Genomic DNA, 19,380 nt, shown 5'->3' with positions numbered 1-19,380 from the left:
CTATTCGACCCGCTCGAACCGCTTGGTGTCGGGGTCGATGGCCCAGAGGTCGCCGGAGTCCAGGTCGAACCACCAGCCGTGCACCTGCAACTCCCCGGCGTCCACACCCTCGCGCACCCAGGGGAAGGTCAGCAGGTTTTCGACCGATCCACGGATGGCCGCGCGCTCCACCAGGTGCGGCCGGTCGCGCAGGTCGGTGGCGCAATCTCCGGAGTCGTCGGCGCCGACCTCGTCCAGGTAGCGGTCGCAGGCTTCGCCGGCCAGCGACACCCAGGGCGCCACGAAGTCGCTCTGCAACCCCTCGCCCGAGCGCAGACGGATCAGCCCCTGGATACCGCCGCAGCGTGCATGGCCCAGCACCAGGATGTTGGCGACCTTCAACTCGCGCACCGCATATTCGATGGCGGCGGAGGTGCCGTGGTAGGAGCCGTCGGGCTGGTAGGGCGGCACCAGATTGGCGACGTTGCGCACCACGAACAGCTCACCCGGTTCGGCCATGGTCAGCAGCGCCGGGTCGACGCGGCTGTCGGAGCAGCCGATCAGCAGCACGTCGGGGTGCTGGCCGTGCGCCACCAGGTCGCGCATGCTTTCGGGATTGCGTTCGTAATATCGGGCCCGAAAGCCTTTCACGCCCGCCAGCAGCCGGCGGATGGCCTCGTGTCGAACGGTCTGCGCCATGATGTCCATCCCGGAAAGACTTCGCGTGCGCAGGTTTAGAGCAAGTGTGCGTGCGCTCCAAGAGGTCTGTCCGCGGGGAACCCATGCGGAGGCTATGGCTGCGGCGGAGAGTCCCCGGTTTCACCCCACCGGCGCAGGCGGCCGCTGTCCAGCCCGAACAGGTCGAGCACCCGCCCCACCGCATGGTCGACCAGGTCGTCGATGCCGCGGGGGCGGGCGTAGAAGGCCGGCACCGGCGGGGCGATCACCGCCCCCATCTCGGCAAGCTGTGTCATGGTGCGCAGGTGGCCCAGATGCAGCGGCGTCTCGCGCACCATCAGCACCAGCGGGCGGCGCTCCTTCAGCGTCACGTCGGCGGCGCGCGTCAGCAGGCCGGAGGTGACGCCGGTGGCGATCTCGCTCATGGAGCGGATGGAACAGGGGGCGACCACCATCCCCATGGTGCGGAAGCTGCCGCTGGCGATGGCGGCGGCGATGTCCGTGGCGGCATAGGCCGTGCCGGCCAGCGCCCGCACGTCGGCGACCTTCAGGTCGGTTTCGTGGGCAAGCGTTACTTCCGCCGCCCGGCTCATCACCAGGTGGGTTTCGACGGACAGGGAACGCAGGGTTTCCAGCATGCGGACCCCGAGGATGACCCCGGAGGCGCCGCTGATTCCGACGACGAGGCGGCGAGGAGCGGGCATGGCCGAAGATGTAGCGCGCGCCCTGTCTTTCGTCCAGTGCGACCCCGGGACTCTTGCATCGCCGGGGTCAAGACAACAAACTATCTATGCCGGCGTCATACCGCGCAACATATGACCAGAATCCGTAGGAGGGAGTTCATGGCCTGCGAGGACCGGATCGAATCCCTGCGCATGAAACACCAGGCTCTGGAACAGGAACTGAAGCGCGAAGCCCTGCGGCCGTATCCGGACGACAGTGTCCTTGTCAGGATCAAGAAACAGAAACTGCGCCTGAAGGACGAGATGATCCGCCTGGCGCGGGCGTGATCCGCTCCCCTCCCTCCGCCGGCGGACCGGCGCGGGGGAGGGGGAGTCCCGGCGCCGGCTTACGATTCCTGGTAGCGGTAGGGAGTGTCGTCGTCCCCGTCGTGCCCGGCCTCGTCCCGGTCGGCGTCCTCCTGCCCGGTGTCCGCGCCCTCGACGGGCACGCGGCGGACGGTCTGGGCCAGCGCCTCCTCCAGCTCGCGCTGGGTGCACAGGCCGAGCAGCACCGGGTTGCGCGGCTTGATGTTCGCGGCGTTCCAGTGGCTGCGGTCGCGCACCGCCGAGATGGTCGGCTTGGTCGTGCCGATCAGCCGGCTGACCTGGGCATCCGACAGCTCGGGATGGTGCTTCAGCAGCCACGCGATGGCATCGGGCTTGTCGCCGCGCTTGGTGATGGGGGTGTAGCGCGGCCCCTTGGAGCGGGCGGCCGGCTGCGGCAGGTCGGGCACCAGGAGGCGGAGCTTGGCGTTGGCGTCCGCCTCGCACCGCTCGATCTCGGCCTTGGTGAGCTGGCCGTTGACAATGGGGTCGAGGCCGACCATGCCCACCGCGACTTCGCCGTCGGCGATCGCCTGCACCTCCAGCGAGTGCAGGCCGCAGAAGGCCGCGATCTGCTCGAACGACAAGGATGTGTTCTCCACCAGCCAGACGGCCGTCGCTTTCGGCATCAAGGGCAGTGCCATCGTCCCTCCTGACAAACTCGTGACCGGGTCCGCCTTCCCTGCGACGGGCGGACTCCGGCGGCTATCTCCGATGATCCGGACGTTCACACCATATTGGGTGCGGCGTCGACGGTTGTAAGCGCACCGGAACACACGTTCCGCGGATCGTGGTGAACCGGTCCTCTGTTACACTCCCGCACACGCTTCGCCTTGTTTACGGCCCCCGCCGCAAACGAGACCACAAAAAGCGAAGCATGAAAGGGAAGTCGAGGATGCGCATACCCTACCTGCGGGCCCCGTTCAAGCCTTTCCTCGCGGTTCTTGCCGCCCTCGCGATCGCAACGGCCGCCGCCCATGCCGCGGCGGCGGCCGGCGACTTGCGGGTCATCGCTCCGGCGGCATCGGGCGGCGGCTGGGACCAGACCGCGCGCGCCATGCGCGACGTGCTGGAATCCGTCGACCCCGCCCGCGCGGTGGAGGTGGTCAACATTCCCGGCGCCGGCGGCACCGTCGGGCTGGCGCAGGTGATCAGCGGCTTCAAGGGCAGCCCCGATACGCTGATGGTCAGCGGCCTGGTGATGGTCGGGGCCGTCCAGGTGGCCCGGTCGCCGGCGACGCTGGACCAGGTGACCCCCATCGCCCGCCTGACCGGGGAATACGAAGTGATCGTCGTCCCCGCCGCATCCCCGATCCGGTCGATGGAGGATCTGCTGGCGCAGTTCCGGGAGAATCCCGGCGCGGTGTCCTGGGGCGGCGGTTCGGCGGGCGGGGCTGACCACATGCTGGTGGGGTTGCTGGCAACGGCGGTGGGGGTCGACCCGGCGTCGGTCAACTACGTTCCGTTCTCCGGCGGCGGCGAGGCGCTGGCGGCCATCCTCGGCGGTCATGTGACGGTCGGCGTATCCGGTTGGTCAGAGTTCGCGTCGCAGGTCCGGGCCGGCACGCTGCGCGCGCTGGCCATCAGCGCGCCGGCCCCGGTGGCGGACATCGGCGTGCCCACACTGAAGCAGCAGGGCGTCAACCTGGATCTGGTCAACTGGCGCGGCGTCGTCGCCCCGCCGGGCATCACCGACGAGCAAAAGCGCGCACTGGCCGACACGGTGGAGGCCATGGCGCGCAGCCCGGCCTGGAAGGCCACGCTGGAACGGCACGGGTGGCTGGATCTCTACCAGACGCCGGACCAGTTCGCGGCCTTCCTCCGCGTCGAACGCGGGCGGGTGCAGAGCGTGCTGCGGGACATCGGCCTGCTTCCCCGGGGCGGTCAGTAGGCGGTGGCCATCTCACCCCACTCCATACGGCCAAGTTATAGTTAACCATGAGTTAACTAAAGTCAGAGATGCTGGGCACACCTCGGGGTGATTGCCGCTGTCCCGGGGGCAGTCGAACGTCACGCTCCACCGCCGGAGAGAGCCGCCGTGAAAGTGCCCTACGCCGCCGCCATCGCGCTCTGCGCCTTCCTCGCCCTGCCGGTCCCGGCCTTCGCTCAGCCCGCCGACGAGCACGCGCAGGCCGCACCCGCCCAGCAGTCGGTCCGCGACAGCGAGCGGGAGGCCGTGGATCTGTTCATCCAGGCGCTGCGCAGCGTCCGGTCCAGCTACGTCGAGCCCATGTCGAACCGCGAACTGGCCGAGATCGCCATCGGCGCCATGGCCGGCCGCGACAAATATTCCAAGTACATGAACGCCGCCGACTATCAGGAGATGCAGCAGACCACGCGCGGCGTCTTCGCCGGCATCGGCGTGCGCTATGCCCCTGACGGCAACCGCTACCGCATCATCGAGGTCATCGAGGGGTCGCCGGCGGAGCAGGCCGGCCTGCGCCACGGCGACGTCATCCTGGCCGTCGACCGCCATTCCGTGTCCGAGCAGGACCAGGCGTCGGTCAACCGCCTGATCCGCGGCGCCAACGGCACCTCGGTCACCCTGACGATCCTGCGCGGCGACGCCGCCAACCCCATGGACCTGGCGGTGGTGCGCGGCACCGTGACGGTTCCGTCGGTGAAGCACGCGGCGGTGGGCCAGGTGGGCTACATCCGCATCGGCCGCTTCGACCGCCAGACCTATCCGGGCGTCAACAAGGCGATCCGGGAACTGCGGGCGGAAATCGGGCCGGCGCTGCGCGGCTTCGTCATCGACGTGCGCAACAACCCCGGCGGGCTGGTGCGCGCCAGCGTCGACGTGGCCGACGCGTTCCTGGAGGACGGCACCATCCTGACGTCCCGCGGCCGCGACCGTGCCGCGAACCGCACCTACACCGCGACCGCCGGCGACGAGACCGGCGGCGCTCCGGTGGTGGTGCTGGTCAACGGCCGCTCGGCCTCGGCGTCGGAGATCCTGACCGGCGCCCTGAAGGACCACGGGCGGGCGACGGTGATCGGCTCCAAGACCTTCGGCAAGGGGGTGATCCAGAGCATCCTTCCCATGAAGGAAGGGGCGGCGATCAAGCTGACCACCGCGCGCTACTTCACCCCGGCGGGCCATTCGATCCACGAGGTCGGCATCCAGCCGCACGAGCAGATCGGCCCCGACACCGAGGCGAACCTGGACTGGCAGGAGCGCCCCGACGCGGCGACCGACCAGCCGCTCGCCCGCGCCCTGGCCATCCTGAACGCCCGCGGCACCCTGCCGCCCACCACCACCGCCGGCGCGGTGCCGGTTGCCCCGGCCCCGGCCACGGTCGCCCAGACGGTGGGCAGCGCCGGCTGACGGTCGGTCGGTCGGCGGACCGTTCGGCGGACTCTTCGGCGGGAACCTGAAACGCCCCGCCCCCGGCAACGGGGGCGGGGCGTTTGCGTCATACGCGGTCAGGACAATCCTGACCGCTGCGTTCAAACGCCACGCAGGCTTCGGCCCGATCGGGCCGCGGCCGCCGTCGCGGCCGATACCGGGTTCGGACGTCTGGACTGTCCGAACCCGGTATCAGGGTCCGACGGTCAGCACGATCTTGCCGATGTGGGCGCTGGATTCCATCAGCCGGTGCGCCTCCGCCGCCTGTTCCAGCGGGAAGGTGGCGTGCACCACCGGCTTCATCCGGCCCTCCTCCACCAGCGGCCACACCTCGTCCCGCACGGCGCGGGCAATGCGGGCCTTCTCCGCCGCCGGGCGGGCGCGCAGGGTGGAGCCGGTGAGCGTCAGCCGCTTGGTCATCACCGGGAACAGGTTCAGCGTCACCTTCGCCCCCCGGAGAAAGGCGATGGAGACGTGACGCCCGTCGGGGGCCATGACCTCGATGTCGCGGGCGATGTAGTCGCCGCCCACCATGTCCAGCACCACGTCCACGCCCTTGCCGCCGGTTGCCTCCTTCAGGACGGCGACGAAGTCCTCGGTCCGGTAGTCGATGGCGCGCTCGGCCCCCAGCCCCTCGCAGGCGCGGCACTTGTCGGCGGAGCCGGCGGTGGCGAACACCCGGGCACCGCGCGCCCCGGCAAGCTGGATCGCCGTGGTTCCGATGCCGCTGGAGCCGCCGTGCACCAGGAACACCTCGCCCGGTTTCAGCGCGCCGCGCTCGAACACGTTGGTCCACACGGTGAAGACGGTTTCCGGCAGGGCCGCGGCCTCCACCATGGTCAGGCCCTTCGGCACGGGCAGGGCCTGGCCCGCGGGCACCGCGCAGTACTGTGCATAGCCGCCGCCGGCCACCAGGGCGCACACCGGGTCGGTGGCCGCCCACTCCGTCACCCCTTCACCCAGCGCCACCACACGCCCGGCGATCTCCAGCCCCGGCAGGTCGGACGCGCCGGGCGGCGGGTCGTAGCGGCCCAGGCGTTGCAGCACGTCCGGCCGGTTCACGCCGGCCGCCGCCACCTCCACCAGGATCTCTCCCGGTCCCGGCACCGGCGCCGGCCGCTCGGCCGGGCGCAGCACCTCCGGACCGCCGGGCGCGGTGATCTCCACGCACCTCATGCTCTCGGGCAGAGCGATGCCCATGGCTTCCCCCCTTCACTGATGGTTGGGCAAAGGGTAGAACTGCCCCGGCGGCCTGACAAGCGCCGCCGCCCCGGCCAAAGGGAGGGCCAGCCCATGAACCTCGACGATCTCGAACCGCGCAAGGTGAAGCCGGCGCCCAGGGACCTGGGCATCCTGTCGGTGGCGGAGCTGAACGACTACATCGCCGAACTGGAAGCCGAGATCGCCCGCGCCCGTGCCGCCATCGACGCCAAGCAGTCCCACAAGAACGCCGCCGAGGCGCTGTTCAAGCGGCCGTAGGGTCGATCAGGCCGACCGCAGCCCGAGATGCTCCTGCATCGGCAGGAAATCGCGATCGTCGTGCAGGAGCGCGCAGCCGTTTTCAATGCAATACGTGCCGATGATCACGTCGATGGTCTTGCGCACCGTGACTCCGCGCTCGCGAAGGGCGCGGTAGTTCCTTGCAGCGCGAACGGGGACGTTGCCGTCGAGCAACGGCACGAGCGTGAACTGTCGAAGGTTGCGCTCGATCCGTTCCGCGTGTGCGTCGCTCCTGGCCCCTTGGAGGACCTCGATCAGGATCAGATCACCGACGAGCAGGCGATCGGGATCGGTGAGTGTCCGCAGCGTGCGAACGGTCGGCGTCTCAAGGCCCCGGAGGTTGGCGATCCAGACCGAGCTGTCGACAAGGATCACAATGCACGGCCTTCGCGGCTGGCGTTGAGATCACCGTCCCAACCGAGGCCGGCCATGTCCGCGATCGCCAGACGTTGACGGTGAAGCCGAACCACCATGCGCAACGCTTCTTCGACCGTTGCGCGCTTGTTCGGCTGTCCCATGGCTTTCATGGCCTCTGCAAGGAGGTCGTCGTCGATGTCGATGTTCGTTCGCATGATGGCGGAGCCGATGGTGCAACGAAGACCATGGATACTACACGCGACCGGGCCATTCGACCAAAGGCAAACCCGCACGCCCCCTCGCGGGGGGCACCCCCTTCGCCCCCTTTCTGTCACGGAATAAAGCCGGGGCGGGGCCGTTCCATCTCCCGATCGTTCGTGGAGGGAGGGACAGCGATGAAGCGTGCGACCGTGTCGATGGTCGGGGCGGCGGTGGCCGCCGTGCTGGCGGCGGGGCCGGTGGCGGCCGATCCGCCGTGGCATGCGCGCGGGCACGGCAAGGGGGAGTGGAAGGACGTGTATTGGGACGGCCCCTGCAAGGTGGAGCGCAAATGGAAGCGCAACGGCGACTATAAGGAAGAGCGCAAGTGCAAGGGCGGCGGTCCGCGCACCGTCGCGCCGTACCCGGTCTACGTCGATCCCGGCCCGGACGTCTTCTTCGGCCGCATGCCCAACACGCTGGCGCCGTCGGCCGGCCTGCCGGGGCTGGCCTGCAACCGCGACGTGGTGGGCGCCCTGCTGGGCGGGGCCGCCGGCGGGCTGATCGGCAATCAATTCGGCAAGGGCGACGGGCGCACCGCGGCGACCATCGGCGGGGCGGTGCTGGGGGCGCTGGTCGGCGGCTCGCTCGGCCGCTCCATGGACGGGGCGGACCAGGCGTGCGTCGGGCAGGCGCTGCAGTACGGGCCGGTCGGCCAGCCCATCCGCTGGGCCTCGCCGGCGGCGCAGTACGAGGTGACGCCGCTGCGCGCCTGGCAGGACCGTGGCGGCGCCTGCCGGGAGTACCGCACCGTCGCCGTCATCGACGGGCGGCGGCAGTCGGTCAACGGCACCGCCTGCCTGCAATCGGACGGGCGGTGGCGGGTGATGGGGTAAGGGCGGGCGCCTTCACCCTAACCCTTACCCCTGTGCGGCTTCCGCGGTGATTCCCGCCAGATAGACCCGCACCACCCGGTGCACGAAGGCGTCGCGCTGCTCGGGCGTCGGCACCGTGCCGATGCCCAGCACCAGTTCGAACCAGGGGCCGGCCTGGAGCATGGACAGCAGCATCCGCGCGGCGAACAGGGAATCGTCCAGCCGCGGCAGGACGCCCCTCTCCTGCGCGCGCTCCAGGAACGTTGCCACGGACCGCACCGCGTGGGTCGGGCCGGCGGCGAAGTAGAGGCGCGCCACTTCCGGGAACCGGCCGGCGTCGCCGGCCGCCAGGCGGAAGATGCGCAGGGCCTCATCCGACCAGATCAGGTCGACGAAGCGCAGGCCGATGCGCACCAGCCCCTCTTCGATGGGCAGATGGTCCAGTTCCCCGGGACCGAAGCGCATGCCGCGCCGCTCGCACTCCGCCCCGATGGTGGCGGAGAACAGCGCCTCCTTCGACGGGAAGCGGGTGTAGAGCGTCGTCTTCGACACCCGCGCCGCCTGGGCGACCTGATCCATGGAGGTGGCGTCGTACCCCTGTTCCAGGAACATGGCCTTGGAGGCAGCCAGGATCTTGTCGGTCCTGGGGTCGTCGCGCGGCGGGGGAGAGGAGGTGTCCGTCATGCTGAATCTGTACTGAACCGTATCGTTCTATCTTGACCCGGAGCGGGTGTCGGCGTACAGGATAGCGATACGATACAGTCCAGTCCAGTGTTGGGGGCGGAGGGTGGCCATGACGACGCGGCGCATGCGGGGTAGGGGCCGGGGTGTTGGCACGGCGGGCATGCTGATGGCGGCGGCGCTGGCCGTCGCGGGCTGCCGCGCCGAATCGGCGGCTCCGGCCGACGCTGCCGCTGCGGACGCGGTGCGGCCGGTGCGCGTTGCCACGGTCGTGCTGGAGACGGCGGCCGACGTGGTGCGCTACCCCGCGGTGATCCGCCCGCGGGTGGAGGCGGACGTGGGGTTCCGCATCGCCGGCAAGGTGGTGGAACGGCTGGTGGGTGTCGGCGCGCGGGTGGAGGCCGGCACGGTGCTGGCCCGCCTGGACCCCGCCGACATTGAGTTGCAGGTGCGCGCCAGCGAGGCGCAGCTTGCCTCCGCCCGGGCCGATGCCGCCAACGCCCGGGCGGAGTTCGCGCGCTATGGCCGCCTGCGCGCCGGCGACTGGGCGAGCCAGCAGGAATACGAGCGCCGCAAGGCCACCCTGGATAAGGCGGAGGCCCGCGTGCGCGAGGTGGAGGCGCAGCTTCGCGTCGTCACCAACTCCGCCCTCTACGCCACCCTGACGGCCGACGGCCCCGGTGTGGTCACCGAGGTGCTGGTGGAGCCGGGACAGGTGGTGGCCCAGGGCCGCACCGCCTTCCGCATCGCCCGTCTGGGCGAGCTGGAGGCGGTGGCCAACGTGCCGGAGCATCAGGTGGGCGGGCTGGAGACGCGGGATCTGGGGGTGGAGCTGTGGGCGCTGCCCGGCGTTTCCATCCGCGGGGCGCTGCGGGAGCTGTCGCCCAGCGCCGATGCCGCCACCCGCACCTTCCAGGCGCGCATCACCCTGGCCGACCCGCCGGCGGCGGTGCAGTTGGGCATGACCGCCACGCTGGTGGCGACGCTGCCGCGCGGCGGACCGGTGGCGCGCCTGCCGGCCACCGCGCTGGCCCACAGCGATGGCGCCCCGGCGGTGTGGGTGGTCGACCCGCGGGAGGGCCGGCTGGAGCTGCGGCCGGTGCGCGTGGCCGCCTACGCCGGGGACCGCATCATCGTCGCCGACGGGCTGAAGGACGGTGAGGCGGTGGTCAGCGCCGGCGTGCACAAGCTGGACGCCGGGGTGAAGGTGCGCGTCTGGACGGAGCCCGGCCGGTGAGCGCCGCCTCCGAACGGGGCCGGCGGCGGCGGGGCGTGAACCTGTCGGCGTGGGCGCTGGAGCACCGCACGCTGGTGCTGTTCCTGATCATCGTCTCCATCGCCGCCGGCGCCATCGCCTATGGGTCGCTGGGGCGGGCGGAGGACCCCTCCTTCACCTTCAAGGTGATGACCATCCGCACGGACTGGCCGGGCGCCACGGCGTCGGAGGTGGAGCATTTCGTCACCGACCGCATCGAGAAGACGCTGGAGTCGGTGCCCTATTACGATTTCGCCCGCAGCTACTCCAAACCCGGCGAGTCCGTCGTCTTCCTGACCCTGAAGGACAGCATCCCGCCGCGCGAGGTGGCCAACGTCTGGTACCAGACGCGCAAGAAGATCGGCGACATGCGCCACACCCTGCCGCAGGGGGTGCGCGGGCCGTTCTTCAACGACGAGTTCGGCGACGTCTACTCCGCCATCTACGCGGTGATGGGCGAGGATTTCACCCCGGCGGAGCTGAAACGCATCGCCGAGGCGGTGCGCGACCGCCTGCTGCGCCTGCCCGGCGTGCAGAAGGTGGACCTGATCGCGCCGCAGGACGAGCGCGTCTATGTGGAGCTGTCGGCGCAGCGCCTGGCCAGCTTCGGCCTGCCGGTGGACACGGTGGTGGCCGCGTTGCAGCGGGAGAACGCCGTCGTCTCCTCGGGCGAGGTGGACAGCGGGCCGGCGCGCATCCGCGTGCGCGTGGACATGGGCATCGACACGGCCGAGCAGGTGCGCGCCATTCCCATCGAGGCGGGCGGCCGCCTGCTGACCATCGGCGACGTGGCGGAGATCAAGCGCGGCTATGTGGAGCCGCGGCGCCAGACCATGCGCCACCACGGCCGCGACGCCGTCGGGCTGGGCGTCGTCATGGCCAGGGGCGGCAACGTGCTGGCCCTGGGCGAGGCGCTGGCGGCGGCGATGGCGGAGGTGCGCGCCGACCTGCCGGTGGGGGCGGAGATCGCCGACGTCGCCGACCAGGCGCGCGTCGTCGACCGTTCGGTGGGCGAGTTCATGAAGGCGCTGGGCGAGGCGCTGGCCATCGTCATGCTGGTCAGCTTCATCAGCCTGGGTTGGCGCACCGGCATCGTGGTGGCGCTGGCGGTGCCGCTGGTGCTGGCGCTGACGCTGGTGGCCATGCTGCTGCTGGGCATCGACCTCCACCGCATCTCGCTGGGCGCCCTGATCATCGCCCTGGGACTGCTGGTGGACGACGCCATCATCGCGGTGGAGATGATGGTGGTGAAGATGGAGCAGGGCTGGGACCGGTTGCGCGCCGGCGCCTTCGCCTGGACCTCCACCGCCTTTCCCATGCTGACCGGCACCATCGTCACCGCCGCCGGCTTCGTCCCCGTGGGGCTGGCCCGCTCGGCCGCCGGCGAGTACACCAACGCCATCTTCTGGGTGGTGGGGATCGCCCTGCTGCTGTCGTGGATCGTGGCGGTGGTGTTCACCCCCTACCTCGGCTACGTGCTGCTGCCGGTGCCCCGGCGCGCCGCGGCCGGGCACCATGACGTCTACGACACCCGGTTCTACCGGCTGCTGCGCGCGGCGGTGACGGTGTGCGTGCGCCGGCGCCGGATCACCATCGGCGTCACGGTGGCGGCCTTCGTCGCCTCGCTGGTGGGGTTCGGCCTGGTGCAGCAGCAGTTCTTCCCCTCCGCCAGCCGGCCGGAGCTGCTGGTGGACATCCGCCTGGCCGAGGGCTCGTCCTTCGCCGCCACCGAGGCGGAGGTGGCGCGCATGGAAACCCTGCTGGCGGACCACGAGGGCGTGGCCTATTGGACCGCCTACACCGGGGCCGGGGCTCCGCGGTTCTACCTGCCGCTGGACCAGCAGCTTCCCACCGCCAACTTCGCCCAGTTCGTGGTGATGACCAGGGACCTGGAGGCGCGCGAGCGGGTGATGGCCGACCTGACCGGGCGGGCGGAGAGCGACTTTCCCGCGGCGCGGGTGCGGGTGAGCCGGCTGGAGAACGGGCCGCCCGTCGGCTATCCCGTGCAGTTCCGCGTCAGCGGCAGCGACCCCGCGGTGCTGCGCGGCGTTGCGTACGAGATGCGCGACCTGATGCGCGCCCACCCCAACCTGGCCAACGTGCACCTGGACTGGGACGAGCTGGCGCGGCGCATCCGGCTGGAGGTGGACATCGCCAAGGCGCGCGCGCTGGGGGTGTCGAAGCAGGACCTGTCGGACGCGCTCCAGCTTCTTTTGGGCGGCATCACGGTGACGCAGCACCGGGAGGGGACCGAGCTGATCGACGTGGTGGTGCGCACCCCCGATTCCGAGCGCCTGGACCTCGCCAACCTCGGCGAGCTGACGATCCGCACCGGCCACGGCGGCGTGGTGCCGCTGAGCCAGGTGGCGACGCTGCACCACGAGATGGAGGAGCCGGTGCTGTGGCGCCGCGGCCGCCACACGACCATGACGGTGAAGGCCGACGTGGCGGGCGGGGTGCAGGCGCCGGTGGTGAGCCAGCAGGTGGACGCCTCCCTGGCCGGGCTGCGGGCGCGGCTGCCCGACGGCTACCGCATCGCCATGGGCGGCGCCATCGAGGAGAGCGCCAAGGGCCAGTCGTCCATCAAGGCCATGCTGCCGGTGATGCTGCTGATCATGGTGGTGACGCTGATGGTGCAGTTGCAGAGCTTCTCGCAGCTCATCCTGGTGCTGCTGACGGCGCCGCTGGGGCTGATCGGGGTGACCTCGGCCCTGCTGCTGTTCGGCCTGCCGTTCGGCTTCGTGGCCATGCTGGGGGTCATCGCGCTGGCCGGCATCATCATGCGCAACTCGGTCATCCTGGTGGACCAGATCGAGCAGGACGTGCGGGCCGGCCACAGCCGGTGGGCCGGCATCATCGAGGCGACGGTGCGCCGCACCCGCCCCATCGTCCTGACCGCCGCCGCCGCCATCCTGGCCATGATCCCGCTGACCCACAGCGTGTTCTGGGGCCCCATGGCGGTGGCCATCATGGGCGGCCTGACCGGGGCGACGGTGCTGACCATCTTCTTCCTGCCCGCCCTCTACGCCGCCTGGTACCGCGTCCCGGCCCCGGCCGCCGCGGCGGTGGGAGCGGCGGACGGACCACCGTCGAACCGCTCCGCCGGCGGCGCGTCCCTGGCGGCGGAATGAGGTGGCGGAATGAGGCGGCGGTGCGGGTGAGCGGGGCTGATTTTTCCTGTCGACAGCCCCGCACCCCTTTGCTATACAGCCGCCCTCCCCGGACGGGGCGCCCCCAAGGGGGCGACGACGGCGGGCGATGGGTGCATAGCTCAGTTGGTAGAGCAGCTGACTCTTAATCAGCGGGTCCAAGGTTCGAGTCCTTGTGCACCCACCATCGCCGCCCCTCCCGCTCCGGCGACACCGCAAAGCCCGGCCTTGTGCCGGGCTTTTCGCGTTGGGGGGTGGGGACGTTGGAGAGGTGGAAAGGGCTGCTTTGCGCCAGGAGCAGCCAGCGCCGTTCGGCGCAAGCCGGCCCGATCGCGACCTTGACGCCTTCCACCCGTCAGTGGCGCGCGGGACGATATCCGAATGCCTGGCGCTGTGCCTCACTCATACACGGCGTCGCGCGGGCCGGTATCTCCCAACGCCATCTTGACGAAGGCGTCAGCCGTCAGGTCTGCGTCGAGCAGCGCACCATGGTGGGCGAAGCGATCACTCCGGTCGAGCCACAGCCGATCACACAGGGCATCGAGCGAGCCAGAAGCGCCGGGGAAGACCGCGTGCGACATCTCCTTGGTACAGATGAACCGATCCGCCGGGAACGTGTCGGCACCCCATGCGGCGCGTCCGCAGCGCGCGAACTCGTAGTTCAGGAAGTCCATCTCGTTCTCATAGGCATGCGCCACCAGAAGATCCTCGCCCAGAAAGGCTAGAAACGCGTCGGCCACTTCGGAAAAGCGGGGCGCCGCCTTCAGGTCGGCGGGCTTGATGCCGTGCACCTTGATGGCGTCGGGATGGAGAGGGGCGTCGGGGTTGACCCGCGACTCCCAGCTGCGCGCTTTCCCCCAGCCATCGCCCTCACGGATTATTTCAAGACACCCGATTTCGATGATGATGCCGGGCTGACGCAGGCCCTTGGGCGCCTTACGGATGTCCCGGAGGCTCGGCAGGCGCCGTCCGGTCGTCTCGATATCGATTGCGACCAGCCGGTCACGTCCTTCCCATGGCTGCATGCTCATTGAGATCCAATCTTTCATCGGTGGAGCCACCTGTGGCTGAACCGCCCCGGATATGCTGGAGACCCCGCTTCTTGACGGGATGCACCCATCTTGGCGCAGGCGGCGATGATCTTCCAGATGCTGGCGCAGATCGCCGAGATTGAGGCGACGCCGGGGGAGACCGGCGCGAGTCATGGAAAGTTGACCCACACCCCCATCCCCGCGCCAACCAGCTTTTGCGTCGGGGCCATCCGGGCAGTTACAACTTCTGAAAATAATCACTTTCGAGGCGCGACACCGCCGCGACGCCCCAAGCCAAAACCCACGCGATAAAGATCAGGCATGTCAATGCGCCCGTCTTTCCGGGTTACAAGAATACCGAGACGGTCCAGATCCTTCCGAACCCCATCCCAGCTTTCGGCATGCTGGGGAGGTAGGTGATCCGATGGAATTGCGCCAGCTCCTCCCGGAAAAGCTTCCGACCAAGCTTCAAATATTGTTTGAAAATCACAAGGAACGTTTTTTCCTTTTAGCGGCTTCATTGCTTCCGGTACCCAGGGGTCATCTTCCGCGACCTGCTCGACGCGAATCTGTGATGCCTTCTGAATGCCGCGCTTCAAGCTCTCGTAGTGAAGCGCCAATGGGTAGTCGGCATAGCGTTGAGCGCTATCCTCCGCAGCACCGGCAATAGCGGCCAGGAATGAGCGAGGGGACGTCCAGCCATGACCGTCGGCCAGATGACCGACGCTCCAAACATAAGGCACGCCGCGGCGAGCATCCTTGCCCATCTTGTCTCCGGCCAAAGCCTCGAACAGACGCCGCTGATAGGGCGAGTCCGACGTCAGGACCGGGGGCAGCGACCAGTAATCCTTATGTTCGATCAATCCATCGGGTGGTGGCAAGACCGATGACACGACGGATCGCAGACATGCGCCGTGCGAAGCAGGGGAATTTATGAGCCGTTGCCAGAGCATGGCATGCAAATCATGCCGATCCCAGGTGAGATTGACGGTCGTGGATGTGATTTTCGATGCATCGGGGAAAGAGGTGACGGTACGTTCCATCTGATCGGGGCGCAGAAATATTTTCGCACGGACCCTCGAAAGATCGCGCAGCCACAAGGCGACCCGGAGCAGATCGCGGACGATGAGGTTCATCGTTCCCCAATCATGGCTCGTACGGTCCAGAGCGTCAAAGATGATGAGACCGAACTGACCCTCACCGACCAGCTTCTGATTGGCGGCTTCGACAATCCGGGCAAAGGGTTCCGGGTTCCCCTTCACCCATGCCACCGTGTCCATCCATGTCGTGACCGGAACCTGATGACCGGCAATCTCCGCCAGCCATCTCAGAACGACCGCCCGCCAGACGCTATAAGGTTCATGCCCCTGGCTAACCATGGACCTGAAAGTGTCGGGGTCCGGGTAGGACCGGAGGTTCGGCTTCGCCGCATGACCGATGTGGATGGTTGTGTCGATCAGTTCCGGCACGGTCGCACCAATCTGCGAACGCAGTTCACGGGCGCCCAACGCAGCGGTCCAGAACGACTTGCCAACCCCACGCGCGCCGATGACCAGCACGGCTTCCCGCGACAGCGCTTTGCGATGAGCCGGTGGAATGTGAAGCGTACCCGGTTTGGGAACATCACCCGTGCTGTCCAGCTCAAACGGGGCCTCTTGGATTGCCTGCCGTATTGCTTGGGGATTATTCACGTTGGCCTCCCTTGGCCGACAGCGCGATCCAGGAAATCCAGCAACATTCCGAATGCGGATGTAACTTCAGTCTGATCCACGTGAACCATTCGCTGCTGCAAGCTCATCATGCCGTACCAGCCGCGATTCCAGCGAATGGCCAGGGGTGAATGGGGGGCGACATCGTCGTCTTCCTCGAAATTCCAGTGGCTGATTTCACCCGGCTCGACTTCGTCATAGGTATCCTCGAACAATGCGTAGGAATCTCCTCGCAAAGCTGTCAGATACTCCAATCTGCGCTCGTCATCCGGCACAAGGCCCGCAACCAATTGCAGCCGATTCCGAATGTCGGTGATGACACCGCGCTGCATCCAATAAGAAAACAGTGCTTGATATCCTGTCCAGGTCTGCTGGCCCTGGATTGCAAACATCAGCACCGTGTGCGCCCCCAGGTCGGTCACACAAGCCGCAGCCACTTCATCGATGCCGGCGCGCGAATCGATGAGGATAACATCCGGCCGATGAAGAGATTCCAGGTGCTCGACCAGCCGATTCAGGCGCACAGACCAGGATTCCGGCGCTCCCCGGTGGTTGCGTTTCGGCATCCAGCAGCGGCCCAGCTTTGATACATACTCCCCCATTGCCCGCCCATGGGCCGGCACGAGATAAATTGAACCACTGGTCGGGAGATCGCTGGTCCCATACATATCGGCCAGCAGCGCATCTCCATTGTCGACCAGATCTTCAACCAGCCAATCGGTGATGCCATAAGCAGGTTGTCTGTCCGGTGGAAGCAATGCGCTGGAAAGTCCGGGCGACTCGAGGTCCAAGTCCAGGACGAGCACCCTCTTTCCCTGCATCGCCAGAGACCATGCGCTGGCAGCAAGGGCTGTCGATCGGCCGACCCCACCCTTGATGGAAAAGAACACGATGCGCGGTGCGCCGGAGGATACCTCCGCTATCGTTTCCCAGCGGCTTTCGGTTGCCAGGCGGTCGATGACCCAAACCTTTTCGATATCACCCAGCGGAAACGCCGATGTCCCATGGCAAGCCCCATCGCGCGAGGCTTCATAGAGAAGCCCCGCTTCCGTCGAATGCGCATGAGGTTTGATACGTTCGGCCAGTTCCCCGTACACGGCCTTAAGTTGTTGCTCAAGATCAGTATCCGAGGCCGCGCTGTCCGGTAGGATCAGGCGCACGCGTCCGTTGAGGTCGCGGTTCACCAATAACCATTCCAGCCGGGCAATCACGTCGCGGTGTGTCCGCAGCACCTCGATGGTAATGGGCAGAATCCGGTCGAATGTGATCATATCAGCCCCTCCCGAAGTGCCTTTCTGATCAGATCACGAACCTCCAGCGCGCCAGTTCGATGGGGATCCACCCGAGCCGCATCGAAACTCCCCTGGTGGGCATAGCGTTGCTCCGCTTTCCAATTGTTGAAGGGGTTGGAACCGGATAACGGGTATCCCGTGCCATGATGATGGCCGCTCCTGTAGCTTTCGAAACGCATCCATATCGATTCGACGTGTTTGCGATCGTTCGTATTCCGTGGGCTTCCGGAGGAGTCAACGGCCATACCGAATGCTGCCATCAGCCGCTTGAGACCGCATTCCGAGGCCATGCCATAGAGATGATCGGCATTTGCTAAACGGCCTGCCTGGAAAAGACGCTCGGCATCATCCAAGTGCCGTTCGTGCGCATTCAGGAAATCCGTCTGCAATGTCTTTTCCCTCAAAGTCGTTTGGCAACCTTTTGGCCAAGCGATTTGCCAGGCGGCTGCGAACATGACTAACGATCGTCAAAGGCAAACCATGCTATAGCATCTCATGACGGCCGATGATAAGTCGTCTGTGGCGGGACGCACCATTCGTCCCAAATCCGGACGGCCTGCCCGGCGTTTCGGGTTTCCCACCGGCCGCGCCGACCCACCGGGAGCGAAAGAGCAGCCCTATCATCTGGGTTTCTTTCCCGGCGAAAGCCGACCTCACCCCCTACACGAACCACCACGCCGCGACGCGGTCGGCGTCGATGCCGGAGAGGGTGACGGTCGTGCCGCCGCCGAAGTCGATGCGGGCCCCGGCGGTGGTGGCGGTCACCGACCAGGTCTGGCCGGGAAGGTGCTGGATGCGGTCGCCGGCGGCGGCGTCGAAGTCGGTGATGGTGTCGTGGCCGGTGCCGTAGCCCACCAGGAACCGGTCGGCCCCGGCCCCGCCGGTGAGGACGTCGTTGCCCAGATTGCCGGCCAGAACGTCGTCGCCGGGGCCGCCGTCCAGCGTGTCGTCACCCTGGCCGCCGAACAGGGTGTCGTCGCCCTCGCCACCCCACGCGATGTCGGACGCGAGGTTGCCGTAAAGCAGGTCGTTGCCCCGGCCGCCCCACAGCATGTCCGAGTCCTGGCCGCCGAACAGCGTGTCGTTGCCGACGTTGCCCTCCAGACGGTCGTCGCCCTGGTTGCCGTACAGCACGTCGTTGCCGTCGAAGCCGGTCAGCGAGTCGTTGCCGACATTGCCGCGCAGCTCGTTGTCGGCGTCGTTGCCGAAGATGATGTCCCAGCCGCTGCCGCCGGTGGCGTGCTCGATGGTCACGCCGTGGGCGATGGCCACATTGGCCTCGCTGGGGCTGCCGCCGCGTTCCACGCCGATGCTGCTGAAATGCCCGGCGCGCAGGTCGACCCACAGGTTGACGGTCTGGTTCGACAGGTCGAAGCGGTCGATCCCGCCGCCGTCCCAGATGGTCCGCATCTGCTCCTGCGTGGCGCTGAAGCTGTAGGTGTCGTCACCCGCGCGAGTCGCGCGGTTGGCGCCGTACAGGTATTGCACCGCCGCGATGTCGAACAGTTGCGGCCCCGTCGGGTTGAAGCCCGTGGTGGGGTGGGCGTAGTAGGACATCACCGTGTATTGATAGGTGTCCTGCGCCGTCGGCAGGAACGGCGGCTCGTTGACGTCGTAGGGGCCGGGGTGCTTGAGCCCCAGGGCGTGGCCGACCTCGTGCATCAGCCGGCGATAGGCGGTGAAGCCGGCGATCGGCGTGGTGTTCTCGCCCACCAGTTGGTTCAGATAGACGTCGCCCGACTCGGCCGAACGGCCGGGGGCGAAGGCGAATCCCGACGGGCCGTTCCCGGCGGTGGCGAACCCGATGTCGCCGCCGCTCGCCACCTCGGTGAAGGTGACGTTGGCAACCTCGGCCCACAGCCCGAGCACCTCGCGCGCCGCCGCCATCTGCACCTCGGAAAACGGGCGAACATCCTGGATTCCATAGGTGGCGGCGTAGGCGGGGGCCGCCTGGAGGAAGCTGTAGGTCAACGCCACCGGCTGCCCGACGGTGCCCGGCACGGCGTGCCAGGTGTTGCCGTACGCCGTCCCGTGCGGGTCGATCAGCAGCGCGTCGATGTGGTTGGGCAGGCCGCCGGGGCGCCCGGCCGCGTCCCCCTGGAAGGCGTCCCCCGGCAGGGCGCCCGCGGCACCGTCGCCGGCGGGACGGCAGGTGGGGCAGGCGCAGGGGGCGGACAGGCGGGCGGCGGCGAAGGGCGACGGCATGAAACCCCCGGGATTCGGACGCGGAACCGGGGCGTACCTTAACCGTCCCCTGCTTTATCGTCCCTTACCGCCGTCC

General features: G+C 68.2%; 19 protein-coding genes and 1 tRNA gene. 8 read left to right on the top strand and 12 right to left on the bottom strand.

The annotated features are described in order from the left end of the window. Together G472_RS0114320 and G472_RS0114315 are read right to left on the bottom strand one after the other, a co-directional pair. The gene (locus tag G472_RS0114320; RefSeq protein WP_035692464.1) at window positions 1-678 is read right to left on the bottom strand and encodes a carbonic anhydrase; all 678 of its coding nucleotides are present in this window, start codon (window positions 676-678) and stop codon (window positions 1-3) included. Window positions 679-770: 92 nt separating this feature from the next. Continuing rightward, window positions 771-1,361, bottom strand: a complete 591-nt coding sequence (locus G472_RS0114315) for a UbiX family flavin prenyltransferase (protein WP_029008951.1) — start codon at window positions 1,359-1,361, stop codon at window positions 771-773. Window positions 1,362-1,499: 138 nt separating this feature from the next. Here G472_RS0114315 and G472_RS38090 point away from each other — a divergent pair, with 138 nt between their 5' ends. Then, entirely contained in the window at window positions 1,500-1,667 is a 168-nt protein-coding gene (locus tag G472_RS38090; protein ID WP_084536649.1) for a YdcH family protein, read from the top strand. Window positions 1,668-1,726: 59 nt separating this feature from the next. On the opposite strand, the gene G472_RS0114305 is transcribed toward G472_RS38090, so the two are convergent. Further along, on the bottom strand, window positions 1,727-2,347 hold the full coding sequence (locus tag G472_RS0114305) for a DUF1013 domain-containing protein (RefSeq protein WP_029008950.1): 621 nt from the start codon (window positions 2,345-2,347) through the stop codon (window positions 1,727-1,729). 251 nt (window positions 2,348-2,598) lie between these two features. On the opposite strand from G472_RS0114305, the gene G472_RS0114300 reads away from it, so the two are divergent. Then, on the top strand, window positions 2,599-3,594 hold the full coding sequence (locus G472_RS0114300; RefSeq protein WP_051340811.1) for a tripartite tricarboxylate transporter substrate binding protein: 996 nt from the start codon (window positions 2,599-2,601) through the stop codon (window positions 3,592-3,594). Between the two features lie 147 nt (window positions 3,595-3,741). Next, complete coding sequence (locus G472_RS33205; protein ID WP_051340810.1) at window positions 3,742-5,031, top strand: S41 family peptidase; 1,290 nt, start codon at window positions 3,742-3,744, stop codon at window positions 5,029-5,031. Window positions 5,032-5,244: 213 nt separating this feature from the next. Here the strand turns inward: G472_RS33205 and G472_RS0114290 are convergent, their stop codons facing one another. Beyond that, window positions 5,245-6,252: an NAD(P)H-quinone oxidoreductase gene (locus tag G472_RS0114290; protein WP_029008948.1), complete on the bottom strand. Its 1,008-nt coding sequence runs from the start codon at window positions 6,250-6,252 to the stop codon at window positions 5,245-5,247. Between the two features lie 93 nt (window positions 6,253-6,345). On the opposite strand from G472_RS0114290, the gene G472_RS0114285 reads away from it, so the two are divergent. Continuing rightward, window positions 6,346-6,531 (top strand): DUF1192 domain-containing protein, encoded by a 186-nt coding sequence (locus G472_RS0114285; protein WP_029008947.1) that lies wholly within the window; start codon window positions 6,346-6,348, stop codon window positions 6,529-6,531. A 6-nt stretch (window positions 6,532-6,537) separates the two neighbouring features. Here G472_RS0114285 and vapC read toward each other — a convergent pair whose 3' ends face one another. Beyond that, window positions 6,538-6,927 carry a type II toxin-antitoxin system VapC family toxin gene (vapC, locus tag G472_RS0114280; protein ID WP_029008946.1) on the bottom strand — a complete coding sequence of 130 codons (390 nt, stop codon included), beginning with the start codon at window positions 6,925-6,927 and terminating at the stop codon, window positions 6,538-6,540. Further along, window positions 6,924-7,124: a type II toxin-antitoxin system VapB family antitoxin gene (locus tag G472_RS0114275; protein WP_029008945.1), complete on the bottom strand. Its 201-nt coding sequence runs from the start codon at window positions 7,122-7,124 to the stop codon at window positions 6,924-6,926. The genes vapC and G472_RS0114275 overlap by 4 nt, the downstream gene beginning before the upstream one ends. Before the next feature lie 180 nt (window positions 7,125-7,304). On the opposite strand from G472_RS0114275, the gene G472_RS39785 reads away from it, so the two are divergent. Next, a complete protein-coding gene (locus tag G472_RS39785; RefSeq protein WP_051340809.1) occupies window positions 7,305-8,003 on the top strand; it encodes a glycine zipper 2TM domain-containing protein in 699 nt (232 codons plus the stop codon). Between the two features lie 24 nt (window positions 8,004-8,027). Here the strand turns inward: G472_RS39785 and G472_RS33200 are convergent, their stop codons facing one another. Further along, window positions 8,028-8,666 (bottom strand): TetR/AcrR family transcriptional regulator, encoded by a 639-nt coding sequence (locus G472_RS33200; RefSeq protein ID WP_035692401.1) that lies wholly within the window; start codon window positions 8,664-8,666, stop codon window positions 8,028-8,030. A gap of 109 nt (window positions 8,667-8,775) precedes the next feature. Between G472_RS33200 and G472_RS0114260 the strand changes: the two genes are divergently transcribed. From G472_RS0114260 to G472_RS0114250, 3 genes are all read left to right on the top strand, one after another. After that, window positions 8,776-9,900 (top strand): efflux RND transporter periplasmic adaptor subunit, encoded by a 1,125-nt coding sequence (locus tag G472_RS0114260; protein WP_051340808.1) that lies wholly within the window; start codon window positions 8,776-8,778, stop codon window positions 9,898-9,900. Beyond that, window positions 9,897-13,049 (top strand): efflux RND transporter permease subunit, encoded by a 3,153-nt coding sequence (locus G472_RS33195; RefSeq protein ID WP_245593493.1) that lies wholly within the window; start codon window positions 9,897-9,899, stop codon window positions 13,047-13,049. Before G472_RS0114260 ends, G472_RS33195 begins: the two co-directional genes overlap by 4 nt. Window positions 13,050-13,178: 129 nt before the next feature. Continuing rightward, window positions 13,179-13,254, top strand: a tRNA-Lys gene (locus G472_RS0114250). A 211-nt stretch (window positions 13,255-13,465) separates the two neighbouring features. Here the strand turns inward: G472_RS0114250 and G472_RS0114245 are convergent. From G472_RS0114245 to G472_RS40590, 5 genes are all read right to left on the bottom strand, one after another. Next, window positions 13,466-14,116: a 3'-5' exonuclease gene (locus tag G472_RS0114245; RefSeq protein ID WP_245593492.1), complete on the bottom strand. Its 651-nt coding sequence runs from the start codon at window positions 14,114-14,116 to the stop codon at window positions 13,466-13,468. 239 nt (window positions 14,117-14,355) lie between these two features. Continuing rightward, window positions 14,356-15,789, bottom strand: coding sequence for a hypothetical protein (locus G472_RS38085; RefSeq protein WP_084536648.1), 1,434 nt, complete (start codon window positions 15,787-15,789; stop codon window positions 14,356-14,358). Next, window positions 15,786-17,078 (bottom strand): ParA family protein, encoded by a 1,293-nt coding sequence (locus G472_RS0114235; RefSeq protein WP_029008941.1) that lies wholly within the window; start codon window positions 17,076-17,078, stop codon window positions 15,786-15,788. Before G472_RS0114235 ends, G472_RS38085 begins: the two co-directional genes overlap by 4 nt. Continuing rightward, window positions 17,075-17,554, bottom strand: coding sequence for an SAM-dependent methyltransferase (locus tag G472_RS38080; protein ID WP_245593491.1), 480 nt, complete (start codon window positions 17,552-17,554; stop codon window positions 17,075-17,077). Before G472_RS38080 ends, G472_RS0114235 begins: the two co-directional genes overlap by 4 nt. Before the next feature lie 205 nt (window positions 17,555-17,759). Beyond that, a complete protein-coding gene (locus G472_RS40590; protein WP_051340807.1) occupies window positions 17,760-19,304 on the bottom strand; it encodes a M10 family metallopeptidase in 1,545 nt (514 codons plus the stop codon). Window positions 19,305-19,380: the final 76 nt, after the last annotated feature.

Source organism: Azospirillum halopraeferens DSM 3675 (genome assembly GCF_000429625.1).
GTDB classification, from domain to species: Bacteria; Pseudomonadota; Alphaproteobacteria; order Azospirillales; family Azospirillaceae; genus Azospirillum; species Azospirillum halopraeferens.
Note: the sequence above shows the minus strand (reverse complement) of the source record. Positions and strands in the feature narration are given on the sequence as shown.

Coding starts and splice junctions, on each gene's coding strand:
- G472_RS0114320 (WP_035692464.1), bottom strand. CDS start 678: ATGGCGCAGACCGTTCGACACGAGGCCATCCGCCGGCTGCTGGCGGGC.
- G472_RS0114315 (WP_029008951.1), bottom strand. CDS start 1,361: ATGCCCGCTCCTCGCCGCCTCGTCGTCGGAATCAGCGGCGCCTCCGGG.
- G472_RS38090 (WP_084536649.1), top strand. CDS start 1,500: ATGGCCTGCGAGGACCGGATCGAATCCCTGCGCATGAAACACCAGGCT.
- G472_RS0114305 (WP_029008950.1), bottom strand. CDS start 2,347: ATGGCACTGCCCTTGATGCCGAAAGCGACGGCCGTCTGGCTGGTGGAG.
- G472_RS0114300 (WP_051340811.1), top strand. CDS start 2,599: ATGCGCATACCCTACCTGCGGGCCCCGTTCAAGCCTTTCCTCGCGGTT.
- G472_RS0114290 (WP_029008948.1), bottom strand. CDS start 6,252: ATGGGCATCGCTCTGCCCGAGAGCATGAGGTGCGTGGAGATCACCGCG.
- G472_RS0114285 (WP_029008947.1), top strand. CDS start 6,346: ATGAACCTCGACGATCTCGAACCGCGCAAGGTGAAGCCGGCGCCCAGG.
- G472_RS0114275 (WP_029008945.1), bottom strand. CDS start 7,124: ATGCGAACGAACATCGACATCGACGACGACCTCCTTGCAGAGGCCATG.
- G472_RS39785 (WP_051340809.1), top strand. CDS start 7,305: ATGAAGCGTGCGACCGTGTCGATGGTCGGGGCGGCGGTGGCCGCCGTG.
- G472_RS33200 (WP_035692401.1), bottom strand. CDS start 8,666: ATGACGGACACCTCCTCTCCCCCGCCGCGCGACGACCCCAGGACCGAC.
- G472_RS0114260 (WP_051340808.1), top strand. CDS start 8,776: ATGACGACGCGGCGCATGCGGGGTAGGGGCCGGGGTGTTGGCACGGCG.
- G472_RS0114245 (WP_245593492.1), bottom strand. CDS start 14,116: ATGAAAGATTGGATCTCAATGAGCATGCAGCCATGGGAAGGACGTGAC.
- G472_RS0114235 (WP_029008941.1), bottom strand. CDS start 17,078: ATGATCACATTCGACCGGATTCTGCCCATTACCATCGAGGTGCTGCGG.
- G472_RS38080 (WP_245593491.1), bottom strand. CDS start 17,554: ATGTTCGCAGCCGCCTGGCAAATCGCTTGGCCAAAAGGTTGCCAAACG.
- G472_RS40590 (WP_051340807.1), bottom strand. CDS start 19,304: ATGCCGTCGCCCTTCGCCGCCGCCCGCCTGTCCGCCCCCTGCGCCTGC.